Source organism: Pseudochrobactrum lubricantis (genome assembly GCF_041929865.1).
Classification (GTDB): Bacteria; Pseudomonadota; Alphaproteobacteria; order Rhizobiales; family Rhizobiaceae; genus Pseudochrobactrum; species Pseudochrobactrum saccharolyticum.
This window is the reverse complement of the sequence record NZ_JBHEEE010000003.1, coordinates 71,769-97,040: the sequence shown is the minus strand read 5'-3', so window position 1 is coordinate 97,040 and position 25,272 is coordinate 71,769. Positions and strand designations below refer to the sequence as shown.

25 protein-coding genes and 1 tRNA gene are annotated in these 25,272 nt (G+C 51.1%); 12 read left to right on the top strand and 14 right to left on the bottom strand.

What is annotated here, in order from left to right; genetic code table 11:
* Positions 1 to 53 precede the first annotated feature (53 nt).
* Positions 54 to 620, top strand: a complete 567-nt coding sequence (locus JNC80_RS07600) for a DUF3885 domain-containing protein (RefSeq protein ID WP_376709963.1) — start codon at positions 54 to 56, stop codon at positions 618 to 620.
* On the opposite strand, the gene hspQ is transcribed toward JNC80_RS07600, so the two are convergent.
* The gene (gene hspQ / locus JNC80_RS07595; RefSeq protein WP_022712123.1) at positions 617 to 955 is read right to left on the bottom strand and encodes a heat shock protein HspQ; all 339 of its coding nucleotides are present in this window, start codon (positions 953 to 955) and stop codon (positions 617 to 619) included. The genes JNC80_RS07600 and hspQ overlap by 4 nt on opposite strands.
* Positions 952 to 2,223: a UbiH/UbiF family hydroxylase gene (locus JNC80_RS07590; protein ID WP_376709962.1), complete on the bottom strand. Its 1,272-nt coding sequence runs from the start codon at positions 2,221 to 2,223 to the stop codon at positions 952 to 954. The genes hspQ and JNC80_RS07590 overlap by 4 nt, the downstream gene beginning before the upstream one ends.
* Before the next feature lie 301 nt (positions 2,224 to 2,524).
* Here JNC80_RS07590 and pcsA point away from each other — a divergent pair, with 301 nt between their 5' ends.
* From pcsA to JNC80_RS07560, 6 genes are all read left to right on the top strand, one after another.
* On the top strand, positions 2,525 to 3,277 hold the full coding sequence (gene pcsA / locus JNC80_RS07585; RefSeq protein WP_022712121.1) for a phosphatidylcholine synthase: 753 nt from the start codon (positions 2,525 to 2,527) through the stop codon (positions 3,275 to 3,277).
* Between the two features lie 15 nt (positions 3,278 to 3,292).
* Positions 3,293 to 4,267 carry a quinone oxidoreductase family protein gene (locus tag JNC80_RS07580; RefSeq protein ID WP_075655260.1) on the top strand — a complete coding sequence of 325 codons (975 nt, stop codon included), beginning with the start codon at positions 3,293 to 3,295 and terminating at the stop codon, positions 4,265 to 4,267.
* A 167-nt stretch (positions 4,268 to 4,434) separates the two neighbouring features.
* Positions 4,435 to 5,994 carry an ABC transporter ATP-binding protein gene (locus tag JNC80_RS07575; RefSeq protein ID WP_376709961.1) on the top strand — a complete coding sequence of 520 codons (1,560 nt, stop codon included), beginning with the start codon at positions 4,435 to 4,437 and terminating at the stop codon, positions 5,992 to 5,994.
* The gene (locus JNC80_RS07570) at positions 5,994 to 7,085 is read left to right on the top strand and encodes an ABC transporter permease (protein WP_075655256.1); all 1,092 of its coding nucleotides are present in this window, start codon (positions 5,994 to 5,996) and stop codon (positions 7,083 to 7,085) included. The genes JNC80_RS07575 and JNC80_RS07570 overlap by 1 nt, the downstream gene beginning before the upstream one ends.
* Before the next feature lie 3 nt (positions 7,086 to 7,088).
* Positions 7,089 to 8,009 carry an ABC transporter permease gene (locus tag JNC80_RS07565; protein ID WP_075655254.1) on the top strand — a complete coding sequence of 307 codons (921 nt, stop codon included), beginning with the start codon at positions 7,089 to 7,091 and terminating at the stop codon, positions 8,007 to 8,009.
* Positions 8,010 to 8,064: 55 nt separating this feature from the next.
* Complete coding sequence (locus tag JNC80_RS07560) at positions 8,065 to 9,132, top strand: BMP family ABC transporter substrate-binding protein (protein WP_075655252.1); 1,068 nt, start codon at positions 8,065 to 8,067, stop codon at positions 9,130 to 9,132.
* A 56-nt stretch (positions 9,133 to 9,188) separates the two neighbouring features.
* Here the strand turns inward: JNC80_RS07560 and JNC80_RS07555 are convergent, their stop codons facing one another.
* From JNC80_RS07555 to JNC80_RS07540, 4 genes are all read right to left on the bottom strand, one after another.
* Positions 9,189 to 9,653 (bottom strand): DUF1203 domain-containing protein, encoded by a 465-nt coding sequence (locus JNC80_RS07555; protein WP_075655250.1) that lies wholly within the window; start codon positions 9,651 to 9,653, stop codon positions 9,189 to 9,191.
* A gap of 165 nt (positions 9,654 to 9,818) precedes the next feature.
* Positions 9,819 to 10,304, bottom strand: a complete 486-nt coding sequence (gene bfr, locus JNC80_RS07550) for a bacterioferritin (protein ID WP_022712114.1) — start codon at positions 10,302 to 10,304, stop codon at positions 9,819 to 9,821.
* Positions 10,270 to 10,581 (bottom strand): (2Fe-2S)-binding protein, encoded by a 312-nt coding sequence (locus tag JNC80_RS07545; RefSeq protein WP_075655248.1) that lies wholly within the window; start codon positions 10,579 to 10,581, stop codon positions 10,270 to 10,272. Before JNC80_RS07545 ends, bfr begins: the two co-directional genes overlap by 35 nt.
* Positions 10,582 to 11,072: 491 nt before the next feature.
* A complete protein-coding gene (locus JNC80_RS07540) occupies positions 11,073 to 13,190 on the bottom strand; it encodes a TonB-dependent receptor domain-containing protein (RefSeq protein ID WP_022712111.1) in 2,118 nt (705 codons plus the stop codon).
* 443 nt (positions 13,191 to 13,633) lie between these two features.
* Here JNC80_RS07540 and JNC80_RS07535 point away from each other — a divergent pair, with 443 nt between their 5' ends.
* From JNC80_RS07535 to JNC80_RS07520, 4 genes are all read left to right on the top strand, one after another.
* Positions 13,634 to 14,704, top strand: coding sequence for a hemin-degrading factor (locus tag JNC80_RS07535; RefSeq protein ID WP_376709960.1), 1,071 nt, complete (start codon positions 13,634 to 13,636; stop codon positions 14,702 to 14,704).
* A 141-nt stretch (positions 14,705 to 14,845) separates the two neighbouring features.
* A complete protein-coding gene (locus tag JNC80_RS07530) occupies positions 14,846 to 15,790 on the top strand; it encodes a heme/hemin ABC transporter substrate-binding protein (protein WP_510186703.1) in 945 nt (314 codons plus the stop codon).
* 188 nt (positions 15,791 to 15,978) lie between these two features.
* Positions 15,979 to 17,124, top strand: a complete 1,146-nt coding sequence (locus tag JNC80_RS07525) for a FecCD family ABC transporter permease (protein ID WP_376710126.1) — start codon at positions 15,979 to 15,981, stop codon at positions 17,122 to 17,124.
* 2 nt (positions 17,125 to 17,126) lie between these two features.
* The gene (locus tag JNC80_RS07520; protein WP_075655240.1) at positions 17,127 to 17,918 is read left to right on the top strand and encodes a heme ABC transporter ATP-binding protein; all 792 of its coding nucleotides are present in this window, start codon (positions 17,127 to 17,129) and stop codon (positions 17,916 to 17,918) included.
* A 164-nt stretch (positions 17,919 to 18,082) separates the two neighbouring features.
* Here the strand turns inward: JNC80_RS07520 and rirA are convergent, their stop codons facing one another.
* Positions 18,083 to 18,547 (bottom strand): iron-responsive transcriptional regulator RirA, encoded by a 465-nt coding sequence (rirA, locus tag JNC80_RS07515; RefSeq protein ID WP_022712105.1) that lies wholly within the window; start codon positions 18,545 to 18,547, stop codon positions 18,083 to 18,085.
* A gap of 243 nt (positions 18,548 to 18,790) precedes the next feature.
* Positions 18,791 to 19,249: a YbaK/EbsC family protein gene (locus JNC80_RS07510; RefSeq protein ID WP_376709958.1), complete on the bottom strand. Its 459-nt coding sequence runs from the start codon at positions 19,247 to 19,249 to the stop codon at positions 18,791 to 18,793.
* 217 nt (positions 19,250 to 19,466) lie between these two features.
* Between JNC80_RS07510 and JNC80_RS07505 the strand changes: the two genes are divergently transcribed.
* Positions 19,467 to 19,556 (top strand) — tRNA-Ser (locus tag JNC80_RS07505).
* A 211-nt stretch (positions 19,557 to 19,767) separates the two neighbouring features.
* Here JNC80_RS07505 and JNC80_RS07500 read toward each other — a convergent pair.
* The 6 genes from JNC80_RS07500 to JNC80_RS07475 all read right to left on the bottom strand — a co-directional run bounded on the left by JNC80_RS07500 (position 19,768) and on the right by JNC80_RS07475 (position 25,234).
* Positions 19,768 to 20,100, bottom strand: a complete 333-nt coding sequence (locus JNC80_RS07500; protein WP_376709957.1) for a cupredoxin domain-containing protein — start codon at positions 20,098 to 20,100, stop codon at positions 19,768 to 19,770.
* Positions 20,097 to 20,618 carry a DUF4142 domain-containing protein gene (locus tag JNC80_RS07495; RefSeq protein WP_376709956.1) on the bottom strand — a complete coding sequence of 174 codons (522 nt, stop codon included), beginning with the start codon at positions 20,616 to 20,618 and terminating at the stop codon, positions 20,097 to 20,099. The genes JNC80_RS07500 and JNC80_RS07495 overlap by 4 nt, the downstream gene beginning before the upstream one ends.
* A gap of 82 nt (positions 20,619 to 20,700) precedes the next feature.
* On the bottom strand, positions 20,701 to 21,396 hold the full coding sequence (locus JNC80_RS07490; RefSeq protein ID WP_376709955.1) for an RNA polymerase sigma factor: 696 nt from the start codon (positions 21,394 to 21,396) through the stop codon (positions 20,701 to 20,703).
* Positions 21,397 to 21,481: 85 nt separating this feature from the next.
* The gene (locus JNC80_RS07485; RefSeq protein WP_151159193.1) at positions 21,482 to 22,810 is read right to left on the bottom strand and encodes a sensor histidine kinase; all 1,329 of its coding nucleotides are present in this window, start codon (positions 22,808 to 22,810) and stop codon (positions 21,482 to 21,484) included.
* Complete coding sequence (locus JNC80_RS07480; RefSeq protein WP_220159632.1) at positions 22,807 to 23,469, bottom strand: response regulator; 663 nt, start codon at positions 23,467 to 23,469, stop codon at positions 22,807 to 22,809. The genes JNC80_RS07485 and JNC80_RS07480 overlap by 4 nt, the downstream gene beginning before the upstream one ends.
* Before the next feature lie 100 nt (positions 23,470 to 23,569).
* Complete coding sequence (locus tag JNC80_RS07475; RefSeq protein WP_376709954.1) at positions 23,570 to 25,234, bottom strand: phosphoethanolamine transferase; 1,665 nt, start codon at positions 25,232 to 25,234, stop codon at positions 23,570 to 23,572.
* Positions 25,235 to 25,272: the final 38 nt, after the last annotated feature.

The following is a 25,272-nucleotide window of genomic DNA, read 5'->3' as shown; positions in this document are numbered from 1 at the left end:
AAAAAAGGCCGGAGCAATCCGGCCTTTTTGTTTGTTGTTTAAAGCAGGTATCCATGCGCAGCACCCCGTTTTCACAATTCTGGAATAGTATATACTCAGGCTCGCTGCCTTTGATGTATCTTCTGCGGGAAGAAAAACGGCAGCAATGGGTACGCTTTTACGCATTGCCTGAAGGAAAGCGCTATCCTTCTAATGTTGCTGAGCAGCAGGAGGTTTTAGAGCGATTTAACAGCATTGCCTCTGCAATTTTCACTGATAATGAACCACTTTGGTTGGTGTCTGATACTGACATTGAAAAATCTGCAACCAGTAAAACTTTAAGCTTTCTCAGGATGGGTTTTAAAAGTTCAGGTATAAAAACATATTTTGACAATGATGGAGATAAGTGCAAATCCCGTTTTCTCTATAAACAAGATCATTGGAAAAGCGGCGCATTTGACGAGTTATTTTCTCTCATTCTTCATGGGAAAATATCAGGCATTTTGTTTGTAAATCAAAAAGCGCAGCTATTTTATGTTTATGACGGCGGAATGGATGTCATCCTGCCAGATAGTCTGCAGCTCAATCACCTCAAAGAGCGGTTTGAACAATGGCGCTCACCGCTTTTAAGCGGACTTTAATTCAATGGTGCAGCTTTAAAGCGATATTCGCCCTGACTGTCGATGTCGAAATAGTCACCGATTTGCGGGTGGCGCAGCGGTTCACCGCTTTCATCTTCTTCCAGATTTTGCTCGGAAACATAGGCCACGTAATCCGTTTCCTCATTCTCCGCCAGCACATGATAAAACGGCTGCTCACGTTTCGGACGTGAGGCTTCGGGAATGGACATGTACCATTCTTCCGTATTGGCGAATTCCGGATCAACATCGAAAATGATACCGCGGAACGGTAACAGGCGGTGACGCACCACCTGTCCGATCTGGAAACGTGCATATTTTACTTCAAAAGCACTCATTGTGATCCGTCGTGATGTGGCGTGACAGTTGGCAGTGTCGTCTTCTTATTTGCTGCGGAGAACGACGGCAGCAGGGCTTTGAAGCCGCCACCGGGACGCAGCCCCTCACGCATGAAAAAAGCACGCAGCGGCGGTACAACACGCAGGATTTCCAGTCCGGTGCCGCGAATGATCTGTGCTGGCAGGAAGTCTGACAACAGCGTGCGGTTCAGAACATCGACCGAGCCGGTACGTGCCAGAATGTCAGGGCGGCGACCGCTATCATAGGCGCGGATCACGCGATCAGAACCGGCATCCTGCTTATCTTTGCTCAAAGCGGAGATCAGTGTTTCCACATCACGGGTGCCGAGGTTCAGGCCTTGTGCACCGATTGGCGGGAAAACATGCGCTGCTTCGCCGATCAGAATGGTACGCTTGGCTGCAAATTTCAGCGGTACCAGACCGGAAAGCGGCCATGCCTGCTGTTTGGTGTCGACCGTAATTTGCCCGAGCATGGATTGCATTTTTGTTTCAATCTCACGGGCGAGCTGTTCGCTGTCGAGCGCCATCAGTTTTTCAGCATAGCGCGGATTGGCAACCCAGACGAGACTGGAGCGATTGCCGGGCAGCGGCACCTGCGTGAAAGGGCCGTCCTCGGTGTGGAATTCGGTCGAAATATTCTGATGCGGAACTTTATGGCTGAACGAGCACACAACTGCCGTTTGCGGATAGCGCCAGCGGCGGGTTTGAATGCCGGCTGCATCCCGTGCCAGACTATTGCGGCCGTCAGCGGCCACGACCAGTGGAGTGGTCACAACCTGTCCGTCGCTGAAAGTGACAGAAATACTGTCTGTATTATGCTGATAGGCGGTGGCATTGCTGAAATTACGGGCAATGCGCGGATGCGCGGTTACAGCTTCATGCAGCGCCCGGTTCAGCACCAGATTGGGAATATTATAGCCGAAAGCTTCTGTGCCGATTTCTGAAGCGCGGAATGTCACTGCAGGGCTTCGGATCAGTCTGCGGGTGCCGTCAACAATACGCATGGAGGCGAGGGCGGCTGTATCCGGACGGATCGTCTGCCAAACGCCGAGACTGTCGAGATATTCAATAGCAGGCATCATCAGTGCTGTGGTGCGCCGGTCATCCTGATCGCTTACCGGACCCGCAAGCAGAATATCATAGCCCGCCTGCGCCATCGCCAGTGCCGCAATCATTCCCGCAGGGCCGCTGCCGCTCACAAGAATGCGCGCCGAAGTGAACTCTGATGAATGAACGGAGCCTGACATAATGCACCTCTTTGTTATCCGGATTTTGACAATCAAACAGTCAAATCACCGGAATATCCTGCTAATTTTTAAAAACCATAAGCAGATTTGCCTGCTCATTCTTTTAGGCCATAAGTCGCCGTTACGACACTAAAAACATATGCTTAAAGCGGAGATAGTCACGAATAGCAGGTAACTTCTTTGGATGAGCGACATTTTGTCTGTTTTTCAAGTCAGCTTTTCTTGCACTTTTGGTGTTTTTCGACAAAAGCTGTCAGGACTGATAATTCATTAATTTTTTGTAACAGAATCGGCAAAGATCTTGAAAGCGAAACTGACAGACAAACTGAAAGCTAAAAAAGTCACTCTGCCTCAGGTCAGGGCTTTTTCTGTTCACCTGTTAACGGCTTCCGGCTCCTTTCTGGCCTTTCTGTCACTGGTTGCTGCCAGTGAAGAAAACTGGACGGCAATGTTTCTCTGGCTCGGGCTGGCACTTTTCGTCGATGGTATTGACGGGCCGATAGCCCGCAAGCTGGAAGTGAAATATGTGCTGCCGAACTGGTCGGGCGAGCTTCTCGATAATATCATCGATTATGTCACTTATGTGCTGATCCCTGCATTTGCACTCTATCAGAGCGGCTTCATGGGACACGGCCTGTCGTTCCTGTCCGGTGCGATCATCGTTATCAGCAGTGCGATTTATTATGCTGATACCGGCATGAAGACCAAAGAAAACTTCTTCAAGGGTTTCCCCGTGGTCTGGAATATGGTGGTCTTCACCCTGTTCATCGTCGGTCCGGGTGAATGGACAGCTTTTGCGGTTGTTGTTGTCTCGGCGATCCTGTCTTTCATGCCGCTGAATTTTCTGCATCCGGTGCGCGTGGTGCGTTTGCGTCCGCTCAATCTCACAGTGTTTCTGCTGTGGTGCGTTTTCGGTGTGGCGGGTATTTTCTATCAGATGGATGCACCGCTCTGGGTGCGCATCGGTATTTCCGTCACCGGTATTTATCTCTACTGCATCGGTATCGTGATGCAATTCCTGCCTAATCTTGGTCTTAAAACTGCTGCGAAATAACAGGGAATTCTGACAATGATAAATGCAATTCTGATCCGTGAAACCGGTGGTGCCGATGTTCTGAAATATGAACAGGTCGAACTTGGGCAGCCTAAAGCAGGCGAGGCACGTATCCGCCACGAAGCGGTCGGATTGAATTTTATCGATGTCTATTTCCGTACCGGTCTTTATAAGGCGCCGCAACTGCCTTTCATTCCGGGGCAGGAGGGCGCAGGCACAGTCGTTGCTGTCGGTGAAGGCGTGACGAATGTGAAGGTCGGTGACCGTGTGGCCTATACAGGTGCTATGGGTTCTTATGCGGATGAACGGCTGATTGCTGCGGATCGTCTGGTTAAAGTGCCGGATAATATGGATTTGCGCCTTGCCGCATCCATGATGCTGAAAGGCATGACAGCCTATTATCTGATTAATCTGACCTATAAGGTGCAGAAGGGCGATACGATCCTGATCCATGCTGCCGCCGGCGGCGTCGGACAGATTGCCGGACAGTGGGCGAAGCATCTTGGTGCAACAGTCATCGGTACTGCCGGATCGCAGGAGAAAATCGATCTCGCACTGTCACTCGGCTATGACCATGTTATCAATTACCGTGAAGATAATTTCGTCGAGAAGGTGAAGGAAATTACCGGCGGCAAAGGCCTGCCGGTGGTCTATGACAGTGTTGGCAAAGATACGTTCCCGGCATCACTGCAAGTTCTGCAACCACGTGGCTTGTTCGTGAGCTATGGCAATGCATCGGGGCCGGTGCCGCCATTTGAGCTGGCACTGCTCAATCAATATGGTTCGCTTTATGCAACCCGCCCGACGCTGGGCTCTTATATTGCTACAAGGGAAGAGCTGGAACGTGCGGCGCAGGCGCTGTTTGATGTGGTTGCCAGCGGTGCAGTCAAAATCAATGTCAATCAGACCTATGCATTGCGGGATGCCGCACAGGCACAGCGTGATCTCGAAGCGCGCAAAACCACCGGTACAACGATACTGATCCCGTAAAATCATTTTCAGATTTGAAAAACAATATTCCGGCGAAATCTGATTTCGCCGGAATTTCTTTATGCATCTTGCAAAAAGTGTTCATAGAATTGTTATAAATTACTTTTCGGCTTTCCTATTTTTTTGACTGTGGCATAAGGTGGGCGGAAGAAATGTCTAGGGGACACATGACAGAACCTTCCGCAAAACCTCAACAATTACTGGCTGAGCAATTACTGGATGTACGGCGTTTAACCAAACAGTTTGGTGCGCTGAAAGCATGTGACCAGATTGATCTGACAATTGAACATGGCGAAATCCACGCGCTGCTGGGGGAAAACGGCGCAGGAAAATCCACGCTTGTCAAAATGCTGTTCGGCTCTTTGCAGCCACAGGATGGCGAGATTTTCTGGAAGGGACGCAAAGTCCGCATGAATAATCCGGCCTATGCCCGCAAGCTCGGCATTGGTATGGTTTTTCAGCATTTCTCTCTGTTTGACAGTTTGACCGCTGCAGAAAATATCGCGCTGTCACTGGATGCGGGTCTCTCCCTCAATGAAGTTGCGCAAAAAGCATCGCAGATCGGTGAGACTTACGGCCTGCCCGTCGATACCAATGCGCTTGTCGGTGATTTATCGGTCGGGGAGCGCCAGCGTATCGAAATTATCCGCTGCCTGTTGCAAGAGCCGGAACTTATTATTCTCGACGAGCCGACATCAGTTTTGACCCCTCAGGAAGCGGACAAGCTGTTTATCACGCTCAATCGCCTGAAAAGCGAAGGCAAATCCATTCTCTATATCAGCCACCGGCTGGAAGAAGTGAAGCAGATTTGCGACCGCGCAACCGTGCTGCGCCATGGCAAAGTCGTGTCCCATTGCACGCCTTCGCAGGAAACCGCAGCGTCGCTTGCCCGTATGATGGTCGGTGAGGATGTGGCACTGGTTGAACGTCCGAAAGCTGAGTTGCAGTCAGCGGAACAGGCGATATTGCTGGAGATTGACGGGCTTTCACAGGCACCGCGCGGACCATTCTCAACGGCCTTACGTAATATTTCTCTGAATGTCGCTGCCGGTGAGGTGGTTGGCATCGCCGGTGTTGCCGGTAACGGCCAGAGCGAGTTTTTTGAAGCTGTATCCGGCGAGTTGCGGCAGGATCAGGCATCAACCATCCGTATTCGCGGGCAGCAGGCAGGTCTTGCCGGTATCACGCAGCGCCGAATGCTGGGCGCAGGTTTTGTGCCGGAAGAACGTTTAGGACATGGCGCTGTGCCGGAACTGCCGCTGACGGATAATCTGTTTCTGTCGCGTTACCGTACCGATGCAAAAGTGTTTCTGAAGGGTGGCTGGCTCAAAATCATCTCGCAATCCGCATTGTCCTCCGCTGCCAAGCGCATCAATGCGATGATGGATGTACGCAAAAATGCGGAAAATCCGGTGGCGGGTGCGCTGTCCGGCGGCAATTTGCAGAAATTCATTATCGGCCGTGAGCTGGATCGCAACCCGTCTGTTCTTGTCGTCAATCAGCCGACATGGGGCGTGGATGCCGGTGCGGCCATGCGTATTCGTCAGGCTTTGGTGGATCTGTCACGTCAGGGTTCTGCGGTACTGGTCATCAGTCAGGACCTTGATGAATTGTTTGAAATTTGTGACCGTATCGCAGTGATGCATCATGGTCAGTTATCCGAAGCCATGCCGCGCGATGTTGTAACGGCTGAAAAAATCGGCCTGATGATGGGCGGGGCAGTCTGATGCGTATTGAACTGATTAAAAGACCACAACCCTCACGTTGGTTCAGCGCAATTTCTCCGCTGTTAGCACTGGCGCTTGCAATGATTTGCGGCGCCATTTTGTTTGCGCTGATGGGAAAAGACCCTTTTGCGGCGCTCCATGCGTTCTTCATTGAGCCGCTGCTGGATATGTGGTCGATTCATGAATTGCTGGTCAAAGCCGCGCCGCTGATCCTGATCGCTGTCGGGCTTTCCGTCTGTTATCTGTCGAATAACTGGAATATCGGTGCCGAAGGTCAGCTGACCATGGGCGCGATTACCGGTTCGATCCTGCCGATATTATATCCGGACGTGCAGGGCTGGTATGTTCTGCCGCTGATGCTGCTGATGGGGATGGTCGGCGGTGCGCTTTATGGTGCGGTTCCGGCGCTTTTAAAAACCCGTTTTAATGCCAATACGATCCTGACCAGCCTGATGCTGGTCTATGTGGCGCAGTTCTTTCTGGACTGGCTGGTGCGCGGGCCATGGCGCAATCCGGAAGGTAATAATTTCCCTGAAAGCCGTCAGTTTCATGAATATGCGGTGCTGCCGGAAATCTGGTCAGCCGCAGGGCGTGCGCATTGGGGATTCATCTTCGCCATTATTGCTGCATTCCTGCTGTGGTTCATGCTGCACAGCACCCTGAAAGGTTTTCAGATCAAGGTTGTCGGGCAAAGCCCGCGTGCAGCGCGTTTCGCCGGTTTCAGTGCGGGCAAGATTACATTCTTTGCCTTTCTGGTCTCCGGTGCGCTGGCAGGTCTTGCCGGTATCAGCGAAGTGTCCGGCGCTATCGGACAGCTGCGTACGACAATTACACCGGGCTACGGATTTACGGCGATTATTGTTGCCTTTCTCGGGCGGCTTAATCCGCTGGGTATTATTGCAGCCGGTCTGGTGCTGGCATTGTCCTATCTCGGCGGTGAGGCAGCACAGCTTTCTATTGGTATCTCAGAAAAATCCGCGCGCGTGTTTCAGGGGATGATCCTGTTTTTTGTGCTGGCCTGCGATACTTTCATTCACTACCGCATTCGTTTTGTCAGTCGCAGTCAGCATGATCTGCGCGGGGAGGCCTGAGCCATGGATATGACACAGGCAATTATGCTGACTATTGCAACAGCGGCCACGCCTCTGCTGATTGCCGCCATCGGCGAGTTGGTCGTTGAACGCTCAGGTGTGCTCAATCTCGGTGTTGAAGGCATGATGCTGATGGGCGCAGTCACCGGTTTCGGTATCGCTCATTTAACCGGCAATGCGTGGCTCGGCATGATAGCAGCAATTTTTGCAGGAGCAGCCTGCGCATTGCTGTTCGGCTTTCTGACACTGACACTGGTCACCAATCAGGTGGCAACAGGTCTGGCTCTGACCATTCTCGGGCTGGGCGCATCGGCAGTGATCGGCGAGGGCTTTGTCGGTCTTCCGGGCGTGCGCCTTGGCGCGATCTATATTCCTTATCTGAGCGATATCCCGCTGATCGGAAAATTGCTGTTCGGGCAAGACCCGATTTTCTATATCGCATTATTGCTGGTTATTGGCGTGAGCTGGTTTTTGTTCCGCTCACGGGCAGGGCTTAAACTGCGCTCTATCGGCGACAATCACGGCTCCGCCCATGCGCTCGGCATCAATGTGGTGCGCACGCGTTATCTGGCTGTAATGTTCGGTGGTGCCTGTGCGGGTCTTGCCGGTGCGCAGCTCTCCCTCGTCTATGTGCCGCAATGGGTGGAAAATATGACGGCTGGCCGTGGCTGGATTGCGCTGGCTCTGGTGGTTTTTGCTTCATGGCGGCCTTGGCGTGTGCTGATCGGCGCCTATCTTTTTGGTGCAGTGACGATCGGTCAGCTCCATGCGCAGGCATTCGGCATCGGCCTGCCGCCGCAACTGTTGTCGGCACTGCCATATCTGGCGACAATCATTGTGCTGGTGATTATTTCGCGTAACCGCCGCCTGACAATGATGAATACACCGGCATCGCTCGGCAAGCCATTTGTGCCGGATAGATAATACAAAGTCGTTTTACAGTTTTTTGATTACGGACCTTAACAGGAGAACGGGGACAATGAAGAAAACGCTAACAATTCTTGCCACTGCGGCAACGCTTGCCATGGCAGGCACCGCCATGGCTGAAGAAAAGCTGAAGGTCGGCTTTATCTATATCGGCCCTCCGGGTGATTTCGGCTGGACCTATCAGCATGACGAAGCCCGCAAAGAGCTGGAAAAAGAACTGGGTGATAAGATCACAACCAGCTATCTGGAAAGCGTACCGGAAGGTGCGGATGCCGAGCGTTCGATTGAACGTCTTGCCCGTGCAGGCAATAAGCTGATTTTCACGACATCTTTCGGCTATATGGATCCGACCATTAAAGTTGCGAAAAAATTTCCTGATGTGAAATTTGAACATGCAACCGGCTATAAGACAGCAGAAAACGTATCTGCCTATAATGCGCGCTTCTATGAAGGCCGTTATGTGCAGGGTCAGATCGCTGCCAAATTGTCGAAAAACGGTATGGCTGGCTTCATCGGTTCCGTGCCGGTGCCGGAAGTTGTGCAGGCTATCAACTCCTTCATGATCGGCGCGCAGTCCGTTAATCCGGATTTCAAAATCAAGATCATCTGGGCAAACTCATGGTTTGATCCGGGCAAAGAAGCAGATGCTGCCAAGGCGCTGATCGATCAGGGCGTTGATATTCTCACCCAGCATACAGATTCCACCGCACCAATTCAGGTTGCGGCAGAACGCGGTATCAAGGCATTCGGTCAGGCTTCGGACATGATCAAGTTCGGCCCTGAAACCCAGCTGACAGCGACAATCGACCATTGGTCGCCATATTATATCGAGCGCACCAAAGCTGTTCTCGATGGCACATGGAAGTCGCAGAATACATTCAACGGCATGAATACCGGTCTGGTTGCTATGGCACCGCTGACCAATATGCCTGACGATGTGAAAGCAATGGCTGAAGAAACCATCAAGAAGCTGACCTCCGGCGAGCTGAAGCCGTTTACCGGCCCGCTGAAAAAGCAGGATGGTTCTGAATGGCTCAAAGCCGGTGAAACCGCCGATGATAAAGCAATCGTCAGCATGAACTTCTATGTTCAGGGCATTGATGACAAGCTGCCGCAATAAGCTGCTTGCATGAAGAAATGAAAAGGCTCCGCATTTGCGGAGCTTTTTTATATGGTTCAGGCGCGGTCAATACGACCGGAATAACAGCCGCGTCCGGCATTATGCGCATGAATATAGGCGGCGTTCTGATCGCTGAAGAGGCGTTCAATTGCCGCTTCAATATCCGTACCCTGCACAACTTCAGCTCCTATAATCATGCCTGTAGCATTATAGGCACGCAAAGACAGGAGCCGCGTGCGCATGACTGAGGGAACCTCGTTGATCTGGTCATAGGCTGCCACTGCATTCTCGCGTACATAAATCGCATGAGTTGCATAATAGGGTGTTTCTGCGCTTTGGCAGACATGGTTGAGCAGCAGCAGGCTTTCACCTATTTCAGCCTCACACATCTCAATACGGTCAGGATAACCTCTGTCTTCAGCAAATACGCGTAGTGCACGATGCTGTTTCAGTTCATGATCGGGTAAACCAAATAGGTGGCGAAACGGCTCCGGTGAAAGCCCTGTGATACGAAAATCCATAGAGAGTCTCCTGTAAATAACAGGAGGATTAAATTGCAGATACAAAGCGGAAACACTGCAATTCTGCTTTTCAAATTTTTGATTTGTAAGATTGGTACGGCGTGTATCCGGCAATAAAAAAGGCCCCGCAGAGCGGAGCCTTTCATTGCAATCGCAATAACGATTTTATTCAGCAGCATCTGCCGGTGCGGCATTGAGCATACCATAGCGTTCTTCGCCGATTTTGCCGAGCAGTTCGAGCTGGGTTTCGAGGAAGTCGATATGGCCTTCCTCATCCTTCAGCAATTCGTCGAAAAGCTGACGGCTGACATAGTCACCTGCTTCATCGCAGATTTCGCGGGATTTCTTGTAAGAGGCGCGGGCGTCATATTCACCGGCCAGATCAGCTTCCAGAACTTCTTTTACAGTCTGACCGATACGCAGCGGCGCAACAGTCTGCAGGTTCGGATGGCCTTCTAGGAAAATGATGCGGTCGATGAGGCGGTCTGCATGCTGCATTTCTTCAATCGACTCTTCGCGTTCCTTTTTCGCCAGACGGGTATAACCCCAGTCAGACAGGAGGCGGTAGTGCAGCCAATATTGGTTTACTGCGCCGAGTTCGAGGAAAAGTGCCTCGTTAAGCCGCTCGATGACCTTTTTGTCGCCCTTCATTCCATTTGCTCCCGAATTGTTCACGTAACGCACGAACGCGATCAATATAGACAATGAACTCAGAATCATTGTGCTCGCGCCGAAGATGATATTCTTCAGTCACTCTTATGATCGTTTCAACAACATTTGGGAAGCAGCCGCAGCACCGGCCACGCTTCTTCATAGCATGGTAGACCTTGGCAGGAACAATCAATTGCCAGCAATCTTCATCCAGCATCTGGATGATAGTATTTTCGATTTCTTTGGCAGTAATTACATTGCAATGGCAGACTAGCATGCTGCACCATGCATAGAAAAAGCGGTGTTTAAGCCGGAAAATACGGAAAATGAATTTGAAATATGCAAATGACCTGAAGAAATCATGTTCTGATTTTCATCATGGTCGCTGAAAAAGAAAGCAACCCTGGCTGCATTCATAAAATTATACTGATTCATCATTCCTCCAAATGAATGGGTCAAGGCCAAACATTTAAAGTTGCACTGTAACTGTTTGATTTTCTAATGCTTCACAGAGGCGGGCTTGTCAAATTGTGCAGATTAAAACCATTCTAAAAATCAACAATTTAGAATGACTTTAAACCTGAGTTAAATACCCATATTAATTGAACTATTCGGTACGGAAAAACGGCAGAACGGAGAATTTACGGTAAAATCATACCGCTGTGGCGTGTTGTCACACTACGTATAAAAACGGAATTTCAACAGGATTTTGAAAAAAACAACGCGCCCCGAAGAGCGCGCTGCATCATCTTCTATATCCGGCTCAACTCAGAACTGGAACTGAGTGGCGACAACGAATGTACGACCCTGACCGGAGCCCGATGTGCTGAGTGCCGGTGTATATGTTTTATCAAACAGGTTGGTGACTTTGAGGGACAGGTCAACATTTTCATTGAATTTATAGGTCGCGAAAATGTCTACCAGATCATAGGAGTCGGATTTTGTCGGAGGCAGCAGATTGCCTCGTGCATCTGCAGCAGCAACCAGACCGCTGGAAACATAGGAATATTTCACACCTGCAGAGAGCTTCTTATCAAAGAAATAGCCGCCGAGGGTCGCCGCAAAAACATCATCCGGCAGATACTGGCTTGCACCAAGACCCGGTGTCTGCGACGGCAGGTCAGACTTGTTATGGGTGTAGGAAAGGCTGCCGAACACATAATCGGAATTATAATGTGTTTCGAGTTCAAAACCTTTCACGCGGGATGTGCCCGGCAGGTTAACAAACTGCAGCTTGTTGAAAGTCGTATTACGCTGCGCTGCGATATAGTTTTTAACATCCATATCAAAGTAATTGGCTTTGAAGCGGATTGTGTCGCCTGCGGTAATCAGATCATCATGCTTCATGTTCAGGCCGATATCCCAGCCGCGCTGCTCTTCAGGCGCGAGATAAGGGTTTGGCACATAGCTGGATGCTGTTCCGCCGGGATGCGTGCCGCCGATCATTGTTTCCTGCAATGTTGGCGCGCGCATTGACTGCGAATAGGTCACATATGGCTGGAGCCAGTCAGTTACATTGTAAGCGAGTGTAACTTTAGGATTCCACAAGCCTTTGGACTGATTGGCGGAATACATGCCGTTATCTTCAAAGCCCGGAATACCGCTATCGGCTGTACCGTCCAGCTTGTAGAAGTCATAACGCAGACCGGTCAGAACCTGAAGGCGGTCGTAATTCCACTCGACCTGAGTAAAGGCTGCGCCGCGGTTCATGCTTGAATCAACCGGATTAACGCCGACTTTCACGCCGCCGGTATTGTCGTGATTATATTCAACGCCGTATTTCCAGTCGATATACAGATCATTGACTGTGAAACGGGAAGTGTTGGCGACCGAGAAGCCGATGGATTCATTTTTGATTTCACGGCCAAGGCTCGACAGAGTAGGGCTGTTGCCACCGACATAAGTCAGTTTTGTGCTGTTGAAATAACCGTTGATCGCAAGGTCAATCAGATCATTATCGACAGGCTTGTAGACGTAATTGGCTGTAAATGTACGGTTCTGCAGCAGCAGATCATAGTCAATTGTCGGCGGCACAGGCATGAAATTCGTCTGCGATGTGCCATATTTATTGTTATAAATCACGCCGCCAAGTGTCAGCTTGTGATCTTCGGCAAATCCGAATTCTGTTTTGAACAGGCCGGAAGTCATCTCCTGACCGGTTTTATTCTGGGTAATACCGTCACCGTTTTTATAATCATTGGAATCGCGGCGGCTGAGAGCGGCAACAATGCCCACTTCATTGACGCGCATCGCACCGGCAAGCATTTCAGAGAAGCCGACGCCGTTGCTGCCCCATGATGCGCGGCCGAGAACGCCTTTGTCCTTGCCTTCCATCAATACGTCATCAACGCCGAGTGTTTTGAAATTAACACTGCCGGCAAGACCGCTGCCGCCTTCAGTGGTCACTGCACCGCGGGTAATATCAACGGAGGACAGCAGATTCGGATCGATATAGCTGTAACCTTGAGCATCATGCGCCGTGGTACGGAAAGTCTGCGGCGCACCGTCGATCATCATATTCACGCGGCCGGAGCCTTCAAAACCGCGAATATTGACCGCAACACCCGGATTGGAGCCGTTAATACGGGTGAACACGCCCGGAGTTTCACGCAGAACCGTATCCAGTTTTTCACGGCCGTTCAGCTTGATCTCTGTTTTGGAGATTGTGCTGACCGGTGCCGGACGGGATGTAATATCCTGAGGATTAACGGTTTTAACATTGATTGTGTTGAGCTGCACATCACCGGATGCATTTTCCGCAGCCGGTTTTGCAGTCTGAGCCTGTGCCTGCTGGGCATTGGCTGCGCCAGCCATTACCACAAGGCTGATAGCCGTGCTGCCGAGACCGATTTTGAGATATCTGGAGAGGTTGGAAGGCTGCTGCATTGAAAGTCTCCGCATCGTTGCCGCTTATTGGCGGGGCAAGCAAGGCATTAAAATTGCGTTCGGAACCTTGGCGCTTGCACCGGAAAAATGTTCTCAGCAACAATCAGCAGTTTTTCCGTACTGATCTGCGAGTTCCCTGATCCGGCTGGTGCAGGTTCAATTCTGTACTATGCGGAGGCCAGATATCCTCTGTTTTTCCACACAAGTTTATGGACAATCACATGATTTTTAATATGACTCTTAAAGTCCACTATTGCTTCCAATAATTAATATGATATTTTGTGTCAAGAAAACTTCCTGAAAATAAACAGGATGGTTGCATTGATGCAACGGGGGCCAGAAGGCGCCGATAAACTGATCCGGCAGTTTTGTTGAAAAGCCGGATTTGACGATGACACTAATAGACTGCATCCGGCGGATGTGGTCGGTACAGGCGTATAATAATGACTGCAACGCAAACACATTCTCAGTCCCTGACACCGCAAGATATCCTGCGTCTGCGCAGTGAAAATCCGAAATCCCGTGAGAGGGACTTTGCTCAGGCTCATGGTATTACCGAGGCTGATTATGTTGCTGCCCATGTCGGCACATCTGCTATTCGCCTGAATGTGGACATTGCTGCAATTCTGAACGGCGCAACCACACTCGGCGAAGTTATGGCGCTGACCCGCAATGAAAGCGTTGTGCACGAAAAAATCGGACCTTATGAAAAAGTCTCCGTCGGACCGCATGCGTCTCTGGTGCTCGGCAAGCAGATCGATCTGCGTATTTTCCCGAAAGCCTGGGCCTATGGTTTCGCTGTAGAGAAAGCTGACAGCGAAAATAATATCCGCCGCTCATTGCAGTTCTTCAACAAGGCCGGTGATGCGGTTCACAAAATCCATCTGCGTGATGCGTCCGATCTGGCCGCCTATGAAGCACTGGTTGCTCAGCTGCGCTCGGACGATCAGAGCCAGACAGTTGAAACCAAAGCTGCAGCGAAAAAAGAGCCGACAGACATTGATACAGTTGATGTAAACGGCTTCCGTGAGCGCTGGACAAACATGACTGACGTGCATCAGTTCGTGATGATCCTGCGTGATTACGCTGTCAGCCGCAAACAGGCTGTTGAACTTGCCGGTGAAGAATTCGCCTGGGAACTGGAAGCCGGTACAGTTGAAAGCATGATGAATACGGTTTCCGAAACCGGCCAGCCGATCATGGTTTTTGTCGGTAATAACGGTTGCATTCAGATCCATACCGGTCCGGTTAAAGAGATCAAAATGATGGGCCCGTGGCTCAATGTTATGGATCCGACTTTCCACATGCATTTCCGCACCGACCATGTTCATGCCGTTTGGGCTGTTCGTAAGCCTACCAAAGACGGCCATGTAACATCGCTGGAAGCCTATGACGAGCAGGGCGAAATGATTGCCCAGTTCTTTGGCGAGCGTCACGAAGGTGAAGCAGAGCGCACAGACTGGCGTGAACTGGTTGAAGCGCTGCCGCGTCTGGCACGCTCCGCAGCAGCCTGAAAACTCTGAAAGACATGCAGGGCGGTTTATGTCGCTCTGCATGGTTCACTTTTAAAATTGCCCGCTGTCTCCCTTGGCGGTGAATATTATCAATGACGGTCAGGATAGTTATCTTTGGCCGGAACAGTCTCGGATTGACCAATGTCTTTTGCCCGCAGCACTCTTTTTTCATCCCGGATCAGGTCTTATCGTTTGGTTGCAGCTTTTGCTGCCGGTCTGCTTTCTGCCACCACAGGCGTTTTGCCGGTCGCCGGTATGATCTCACCTGCACAGGCAGAAGAGGTCAAAACCTTTACGGATACAACACGACTGGTGAGTGTTGGCGGCGCGCTGACAGAAATCATCTATGCGCTGGGTCTTGAAGACAAGCTTATTGCCCGCGACCGCACCAGTATTTATCCGGAAACAGTCAAAAAGCTCCCTGATATCGGCTATATGCGCCAGCTTTCAGCGGAAGGTATTTTGTCTGTTGCACCGACTGCCATGCTGGTGATTGAAGGCAGCGGCCCTGCGGAAACTATGGATGTGCTGAAACGCGCTTCTGTGCCGATGATTATTGTGCAGGATCAATATACCGCTGAAGGTATTACCAATAAAATCAATGCTGTGGGACAGGCATTAGGTGCTCAGGATAAAGCCGCGGCTCTGGCGGAAAAAGTCCGCACTGATCTGAAGGCTGTTGAGGCCGCGACCAGCAAAATCACCGAGAAAAAGCGTGTCCTGTTTATTTTGTCCCGTCAGGGCGGACGTCTCATGGCATCAGGGCGGGAAACTGCGGCTGACGGCATGATTAAGATGGCCGGCGGCATCAACGCGATTGACGAATTTCAGGGCTACAAACAGCTGACCGATGAAGCTCTTGATAAAGCTGCTCCGGACATGATCCTGCTGATGAATACCGGCCCTGATAAAGCGTCGAATGATTATTCGGATCTGCTTGCCAATCCGGCGCTGGCTGCCACACCGGCAGGTCGCAACAAAGCTATTCTGGCCATGGACGGGCTCTATCTGCTCGGCTTTGGACCGCGCGCTGCTGAAGCTGCACGCGATCTGGCAGAAGGCCTTTATGGCAAGGCTGTTCAATAAGATATTGAATTGGTTCAGCCCGTTGCCGGAAGATTATCCGGCAACGGGCGACGCATTCTGATAAGGTATGAAGCTGTCTTCTGCCGGAATGTGTTTTCATCAAATTTCACATTCGCAGCAGCTTTTCGATTTGCCTGCTGCATGGCTGAAACGGAAAGCATAAGATTTTGACTGATACTGTTGGCGATATGCCTGCTTCCCACTTTGCCAAACGCAACACAGTCGCGGCATCCTCAAATGTGATAAAGCCTGCTGAGAGCGGCAAAGGTACAACTGCCCTGCAAGGTGACCGTTCGCGTCAGGCGCGTATTCTGATAGCACTTCTCGCAGTTCTGCTGGTGGCTGTTGCATTATTCAGCCTGACAGCCGGTGCTTCGCAGGCATCAAGCTGGTCGGTGCTGAAATCCCTGTTCTCCTCACAAATCAATCCTGATGATATTACAGCGCAGCGCGATCATATCATCATTATGGATATCCGCCTGCCGCGCATCATTCTCGGCATTCTGATCGGCGCTTCACTGGCCGTTTCCGGCGCGGTAATGCAGGGTCTGTTCCGCAACCCTCTGGCTGATCCGGGACTGGTCGGCGTTTCTTCCGGCGCCAGCCTTGGTGCGATTGTCGTTATTGTTTTAGGTGGTACATTCCTTGCACCGGTACTCGGATTTCTCGGCATGTATACATTGCCGCTGGCAGCCTTTATCGGCGGCCTGACGACAACACTGATCCTGTATCGTGTTGCCACGCGCAGAGGCAGAACTTCAATTGCCACAATGCTGCTTGCCGGTATTGCGCTGGGTGCCATGACCGGCGCTTTCAGCGGGGTGCTGGTTTATATTGCGGATGACAGACAGCTGCGCGATCTCACTTTCTGGGGGATGGGTTCGCTGGCCGGTGCCACATGGATTAAAATCCTCACTGCCGGACCGATTATTGCGCTGACATTGTTTGCGGCTCCGTTTCTGGCACGCGGATTGAATGCTCTGGCTCTGGGTGAGGCGACAGCCAATCATCTGGGGCTGCCAATTCAGCGTATTAAAAACACAGCAATCATTCTTGTAGCCGCAGCCACCGGCGCTTCGGTTGCAGTCAGTGGCGGTATCGGTTTTGTCGGCATTGTGGTGCCGCATTTGCTGCGCCTTTCCATCGGACCTGATCACCGCTATTTGCTGCCTGCCTCTGCATTGCTGGGGGCTTCGATGCTGCTGCTGGCGGATGCTGTCAGCCGTACTATTGTTGCTCCGGCTGAAATCCCGATCGGCATTGTCACTGCATTTGTCGGTGCTCCGTTCTTCCTTTGGATTTTGCTGCGTCGCCGTGGTTTGCTGGACTTATAATCATGATAGAAACAAAAAATCTGGCCGTTCAGCTCAGCGGCAAAACCATTCTGAAAAATGTCAATATCACTGCCAAACCCGGTGAGGTGACAGCCATTGTCGGGCCGAACGGCTCCGGCAAGACAACGCTGATCCGTGCGCTTTCCGGCGATCTGCCTTATACGGGGCAGGCGCTGCTTGATGGTGCATTGTTCGAAACCTATAAGCCCTGGCAGATGGCTGAACGCCGCGCAGTGCTTCCTCAGAACAGCGCTTTGTCCTTTCCGTTTACTGTGCGTGAGATTGTTAATCTCGGCCTGACAGGCGGCCGTTCCGGCCTGACAGCAGCGGAAGAAATCCGTTTGCCGGATCAGGCATTGGAGCTGGTCGATCTGAGCGGTTTCGGCGGCCGTTATTATCAGGAGCTTTCCGGCGGAGAACAGCAGCGCACGCAACTCGCGCGCGTGCTGTGTCAGGTATGGAAACCGGTGCTCGATGGACAGCCACGCTTCCTGCTGCTGGATGAGCCGGTCTCCAGTCTTGATATCCGCCATCAGATCGTGGTGATGGATATTGCCCGTAATTTTGCGGCCAAAGGCGGCGGCGTCATTACGATTCTGCACGATCTTAATTTGACAGCCCTTTATGCGGATCATGTTGTGATGGTGCATAATGGTGAAATAGATGCCAGCGGCTCTGTCGCAACCACACTGACGAATGACCGTTTGCTGCGGGTCTATGAATGTCCGCTGCAGGTTGGTGTCGCACCGCCTGCCGGTCAACCTTTTGTGCTGCCGCATTCGGTATTCGGTTAAAATAAAAAAGCCCTGAAACGTCTGTTTCAGGGCTTTTTAAATTCATGGATAAACGGGGTTAGAGCGGTTTACGTCCGGATTGAATCATAGTGCTCGCGTCTCAATTCTTTATTTGGTCGCATTGTCACGGGCGTCAAGTTGATCCAACTTGACTGTGAAATGCTCTAGTGTGCCGCAGCGACTGCGCGGACTTCCAGTTCATCAATACCCAGCAGCTTGCGTACATTCGGCCGTGCATCAATCAGATCCTGAATGCTGTATTTGCCAAGCACTGTGAAGAAAGCATTCAGTGCTTCGCGCAAAGCAGAATTCAGCGCACAGCTGTCAATCAGCGGGCACTCACTGTCACTGTCGAAGCATTCTGCCATCGCAAAATTATCTTCAGTCACACGCACCACATCAAACAGCGAAATTTCCGCAGCAGGGCGGGCGAGTTTCACACCGCCATTGCGTCCGCGTACTGTTGTGACAATGTTGTTTTCAACGAGCGGCTGCAAAATCTTGAACAAAAACAATTCCGAGACCGTATAGGCCTTGGCGATTTCAGCAATACGGCTGAGACTGCCTTCATTTGCTGCACAATACATCAGCATCCGAATAGCATAATTGGTCTGTCTGGTAAGACGCATTTCAGGTCCTTTCCCGCAGCGCATCAGGGCGCTGCTAAAAACATGAGCGCAGTTTAGAACTATTCTGAATAAATATGAAGTCCTGTTTTGAAATTAAAGTCACTAAAATTAATCATGTTTTAGTGATTTTGCACAGCCCTTGTTTTAAAGTCACATTCCGGTGACCGTTTACAGGCCGTGATTATGGTTTCAGCCAAATCGAAACTGCTGATTCCGAAGAGATTTACAATATCTGTCAGAGGCTTACTGACATACATCCACCCATTTTGCATTGGTCAGTTCGGCCAGACGATGCGGATTAATGCGCACAGCACTGTTAACAGCACCGGCCGCAGGCAAAACTTCTTCAAAGGCTTTCAGCGAAACGTCACAATAGATTTTCAGATGTTCCGCAACACCGAAAGGGCAGCCCCCGCCGACAGGATGGCCTGTGGCCTCCAAAACAGAATCAAAATCCAGCATGCGCGGCTTGTTCTGAAACTGATCTTTGAACTTGCGGTTGTCGAGCCGTGCATCGCCGCGGGCAACAAGCAGAATAATATCTTCACCAAGTTTGAGTGAAAGCGTTTTGGCGATTTGTGCAGGCTCCACATTATGAGCGGCAGCGGCTTCAGCAACTGTTGCAGTGCTGGTTTCCAGCTCAATAACCTGCACATCCGGTGCTTTTTCAGCGAAAAAGGCTTTCACAGTTTCAAGGCTCATGAGATTTCCTGTGCGCTTTCGTCAGAACAGTCACATCAAAGAGGAATGGTTCTGAATTTCGGGATTGCCCGCATGATGGTACAGAACATCATGCGGTCTCAACAATTATTTGCAAACAAGCACAATAATTTAAGCGGAGGCGATTGACGAAACGACAAGAGTGCCTGTATGTAGCCTTCATTCGCCATCACAGTGCGTTTCGGGCTGATTTGCCTGAGGAGGGGTGGCCGAGTGGTTTAAGGCACCGGTCTTGAAAACCGGCGTGCGGGAGACCGTACCGTGGGTTCGAATCCCACCCCCTCCGCCATGTTTTATTTTCCCATGTTCATTGCTGTTTATCTGTAGCTGAGCCTTTGTATTTAAAGGGTTCATACGTTTCTTCTTTGCAATTATTACCGGCTGTACCTCCAAAATTCTGTACGGCGTTAAGAGTTATGGCAAGTGGCCGCCAAGCAGAGCAACCACTGCCAGTGCATATCGAAATGACTCTGCCGGTTTTACTCCGGCAGGGATATTTTCTAACCCGACACCGTAATCTTGCCTTTCATATTGGGATGAAAGCGGCAGTAGTAATCGACCGTATCGTCAGCGGTAACGATGTGAGTTGCCACTTTGCCGGGCGGGATCATCACCTCCCAACCGCCTTTAATTGTGGCAGTGTGGGCAAAAGGATCCTTATTTGTCCATTCAATGGTCTCACCGGCCTTTACCGTGATTATAGCTGGCACAAAGGCCAGCTTTTCAATAACCACGTGGACGGTGCCGTTATGGGCGCGAGCCAATTGTGTTGCGGCGAGTGTCGCCGCACCGGCAGCGAGTAGCTGCCGTCGGTTGAGAAGGAGCGCGGTCATTTCAGGCTGGCCGCAACATGTTCGGCGTGCTGTTCATGGCCTTGAAACAGTTTCAAACCGGTTTCCAGCAGGCCTTTCAGCTCTGCATTCTGAGCAGAAGGGATCAGCAGCGTTTCCAGTGCGCCATTCACCTGCTTGTGATAGGCGACTTCATTATCGATATAAGCCTTGTCGAAGGCAGCTCCCTGAAGCTTATCTAGCTTGGCGCGCTCTTCTTCGCCCGCTTTGGTCAGTGACTGGCTGGTGGCATTATCTTCCGGCGTTACATTGAGTTTTTTGACGAGCGCCAGAGCCATTTCATTGACGGCTGCATGGTCTTTCTGCATCGATTCCGCGAAGGCTTTAACCTCGGGATTCGTCGTTTTTGACAGGGCAAGCTTGGCCGCTTCAATATCGATGGCACCGGCACTATAGGCGATATGGGCGATCTGAGGGTCAGTTGGTTTGTCAGCAGCCATCCCGAGCGAGCTGGTGAATGCAAGGGCGGCAGTGCCGAGTATAGCGATCAGAGTTTTCATCGGACTCTCCTTGGCGCCGTTTTGTTCAGCGCCTGTTTCGGTTGACACTACATTTGATGTCAGCCCGCCGGAGAGGTTCCCGTTATTTTTCGAGACCTAGTTTTGTAATCACGGCTTCAGTCAGCCGGGCGCAGCGCATACCGGCAAATGGAAAGGCGTTGATCAATATCGGCCCGATCTGTTCTTCAAGCTGTGTGCGGATGAGTTTTCTGGCGCGATGCAGGCGGGTCTTGACCGTAGCGACCGGAATATTGAGCGCAGCGGCAGTTTCCTCAGCACTCAGCCCCTCAATGACACGGGCGACGAAGACAAGGCGGAAGCTTTCAGGAAGCGCATCAGTGGCTTCCTCGACGAGAGTGAGAAGCTGGCGCTGCGCCATGATACGCTCCGGATCGGCAGTGGTGGAATGGTAAAGCGGAAAGGGAATAATCTCTGCATCCATATGTCCCGTTGCTGGGGCGGGATATGTGACAGCTGTACGTTTCAGGCGCTTTTGTGCCCGAAGTCGCATCAGTGCCGCGTTGAGCGCGATGCGCGACAACCATGTCGAGAGCGAAGCACTGCCTTCAAATGTATCAAGATGGGTAAAGGCGTTCAAATAGGCTTCCTGCAACACATCTTCGGCATCCGCATTATTGCGCAACACCGCGCGGACGAGCCGGTAGAGGCGTTGGTTATGCGTCTTGATGATCTGACGGACGGCTTCCGTTTCTCCGGCGGCAGCGCGGGAGACGAGAGCCGCTTCTTGCGGTTCGGCGGCGGGCAGCAAAACGGACATGAATTTTCTCCTCTCAGAGACTATTAGATGCCGGTTGTTCCATAAGGTTCCGCAGATTTCACAAATTTAAACATCATTCAGCTTGTCAGAAGCTGAGTATAGCCTCAAAGCCGTTTTTCTGCCCGCTTGGCGGGGAGGAAAATTGCAGGCGGGCGTGCATCTGACCGGCAATTTCAGTGGCAATGGGAATACCAAGTCCTGAACCCGGTGCTGCAGTTGTGCCGCGGCCAAATCTTTTCTGAACACGCAGTAATTCTTCAGCAGTAAGGTTCTTGCCACTATTTATGATGCGGATCGTACCGTTTTTATCGGCCTGAATGATAACCGGTTCATTCTGCGCACCATGAAGCAATGCATTTTCAAGCAGATTTCTTATGACAATAGCAAAGGCGTCTTCATTGACCGGCTTCATCAGACTGGCCTCAGAGTGGCGTTGATAAATAATCCGGTCATTGGAAGCCATTTTACGCTGAAATTCCTCCACCAGAAGATCAAGGACGCTCAGGAGATTCACCGGCTTATCCGCAAGCGCTATATTGGCTTCTGCGCGTGCCAGCTGCATCAGTTTTTCAACCAGTCGTTTCAGTTTTTGCAGTGATGCTTCGATCTGTTCGACCCGCGCTTTGCCCGATGCGCTTTTCACTTCTGTCATCAGCAATTGCGTATGTGCCAATGCACCGGCAATCGGCGTGCGTAATTCATGGGCGCTGTTTGCGGTGAATGCCCGCTCTGCTTCAAGAGCGGATTGCACGCGTCCCATCAGAATATTGACCGAATGCACGATCGGCTGAAGCTCGATCGTCAGTCCTTCAGCTTTTATCGGTGTCAGATCTCCGCTGTCTTTCTCGGATATTGCCTGTCGCAAATCGCCGATAGGATTAACCGAGCGCCGTGCAACAAGGCGGATAATATAGAGGCTGAGCGGCACAAGCACGAGGATCGGCAGCAGCAGGGCAAGCGCACCTTCATTGATGGCTTCGCGCCTGTTTTTCATCTGATCCGCGACCTGAACAAAGATCGTATTATCGGCTGCGGCGACAGTATAGTAGCGCGCAGTGTCATCCTCCCAGAAACCCTCAGCTAATGGCGCAGGGAAGGCACCGTCGATAATATCCGAGGAGTGAACAAGGATTTTGCCGCTGGCGTCTCTGGCCTGATAGGTCAGATATTGGCGGGATGAGGATTGAGCGCCGTTGTCCAGCGACAGAACTGCACCGGATTGGTCACGATGCATAATGTCGTCGACGATGAGCGGCGTCAGCCGTTCGGTGGTTTCCTGCAAGGCACTGTCAAAAATTTCAGCAAATTCGTCCCGCATCACCAATATGCCGCCGACAGCGGCGACGACCCAAAATGTCACCACAGCTGCAGTCACAGAAAACATGAGACGTCCGATGAGGCTGGGAGACTTCATGTTCTGTCCTCAACTTTGTAACCCACACCACGCACCGTACTTATCCGGTCATGACCGAGCTTTTTACGCAGGCGGCTGATATAGACTTCAACCGTATTGCTCTCAATTTCCGAGCCGAATGCATAAAGCGCTTCTTCAATCTGTGCTTTGGAAACAATAGCACCGGAACGGTGGAGCAGACATTCCAGCACTGCCCATTCGCGTCCCGAGAGGATAATCTCGCCCTGCGGTGAAAGAATATTGCGCTCGGAGATTTTGATTTCGAGATCACCGACATGCAGAACCGATGCGCTGTTGCCGCCATATCTGCGTGACACGGCCAGCATACGTGCGGTCAGCTCATCGAGATTAAATGGTTTGACCAGATAATCATCTGCGCCTGCATTCAGGCCTTCAATACGGTCTGATATCTGGTCATGTGCCGTTAATATAATAACCGGCACCGGATTATTGGCGCTCCGCAAATCTTTGAGAATGGTGAGGCCGCTGCCGTCAGGGAGACGCAGATCAAGCAGGATCAGGCCATAAGCAACGCTTGTCGCAGCCAATGCCGCATCTTCAGCCGTCTGCATCCAGTCAACAGCATGACCGCTTGCCAGAACATGATCGCGCACGGCCTGACCAAGTGTATCATCATCTTCAACAAGAAGAACTCTCAAGCAGTAATCTCCGGCGGATAGTCTGAAAACAGGCAGGGTGATGGATTGTCAGCGGACAATCCATCACCCTGTAACCGGTTTCAAGTATATAATGTGATTTCTATCTGCGCACAGCCACAGAATTAGCAACCTGCGGATCTGTTTGCCCGTTCACGCGGCATGAAGAGAGCGTATCCAGAGCCGGAGAATAAACCTGTGTTTTCACCTGCATCAGACCGAGAACTGTATGGAACAGCTTGTCATGAGATTGCGGCTCGGTTGCTTCTTTCGCGAGACAATCCTGCCTGATTGTGGCTTTGGCATCTTTTCCGAGCCACAGCACATAAGGCACGTGAGTCTGCTGTGACGGTGCTACAAAATAGGGTGCACCATGGAGATAGAGGCCAAATTCACCAACGGATTCACCATGGTCTGACATGTAAATCAGCGAAGTATAGAGCTTGTCCTGCTTATCGCGCAGCCGGTCGATAACCGATGAAATAATATGATCCGTATAGGCAATACTATTATCATAGGCATTGAGAATTTCTTCACGGCTGCATTTTGAAAATTCAGCACTCTGACAATCCGGTGTAAAACGGCGATATTCATCAGGATAACGCAGATAATAAGCCGGACCGTGGCTGCCAAGCTGGTGCATCACCAGCACCGTGTCCTGTGTTATGCCGGACATCCATGTATCAAGCTTATCCAGAAAAATCCCGTCCAGACATTCTCCGTTTTTACAATATTTCGGATTGTCTGATGTCGACAGCGCTTCACTTGTCACGCGATCAGCAACAGATTTGTGGCCTGTATTATTATCCCACCACTCCACATGCACACCGCCATGTTTCAGCACATCGAGCAGGTTTTCCGTCTCCAGACCCTTCTCATGGGTATACTCATCGCGTGTGTAAACCGAGAACATACATGGCAGGGATACCGCTGTGATGGTGCCGCAACTGCTGGTATCGGAAAAATAGGTGATGTCCTGACGGGCAAGTTCAGGATTGGTGTTTTTCTTATAGCCTCCGAGGGAAAAGCTTTCTGCACGGGCAGTTTCACCTGCAATAACAATCGTCAGACGCGGTTTTCTATTGCCGGAAACAGCATTGGCAACCTTGGCATCCGTACCGAGCGGCTGCACAATAATATTCTGATTTTTACCGGAGCGGATGCCCAGCTTGACAGCATTGCCAATCGGCATCACCGGATTGAGCGTTGCAATCCATTCCTTATGTTCGCGCCCCAGCGAGGTAAAGGTGCTGGCATTCAGCATGAAAAGTGCGGCTGCAGCAAACAGTGCAGGAAAGATAAAAGCAGAATTCTGCTTCACTTTTTGCAGGAATGAACGGTGCTCGATTTTTACCCATAAAATCAGCAGGGAAGGCAGAATGCCAAATATAACGACATGGCGTATGAAACCGAAGCTGATGAGATGTCCCGCTTCGGCATTGGTTGTGTCGATGGCACTTTGCAGCATCTCCACATCAATGATGGTTCCGAACTGATCGATGAACCATGATGCTGTGGCCGAAACCATAATGAGAAAAATAAACAGCGGTTTGGTGAGATATTTCACGGAAACAGTGATGCAAAGCGCTGTTAACAGGCAGAATATGCCCGCAACAAGAGCCAGAAGCGCGCCGGTTGGCAGCAGCTCCTCTGAGCGGTGCCAGAATGTTGCATTGTTTACTGCGGTCAGATAGCCGGCTGTGATGATACTTAAGGTTACGCTCTCGATATGCGGGCGGCGTAACTCTGCCGGAATATTCAATGCCATGACTCGTCGTCCTTGAAGTTCTGTACTTTGGACAAACG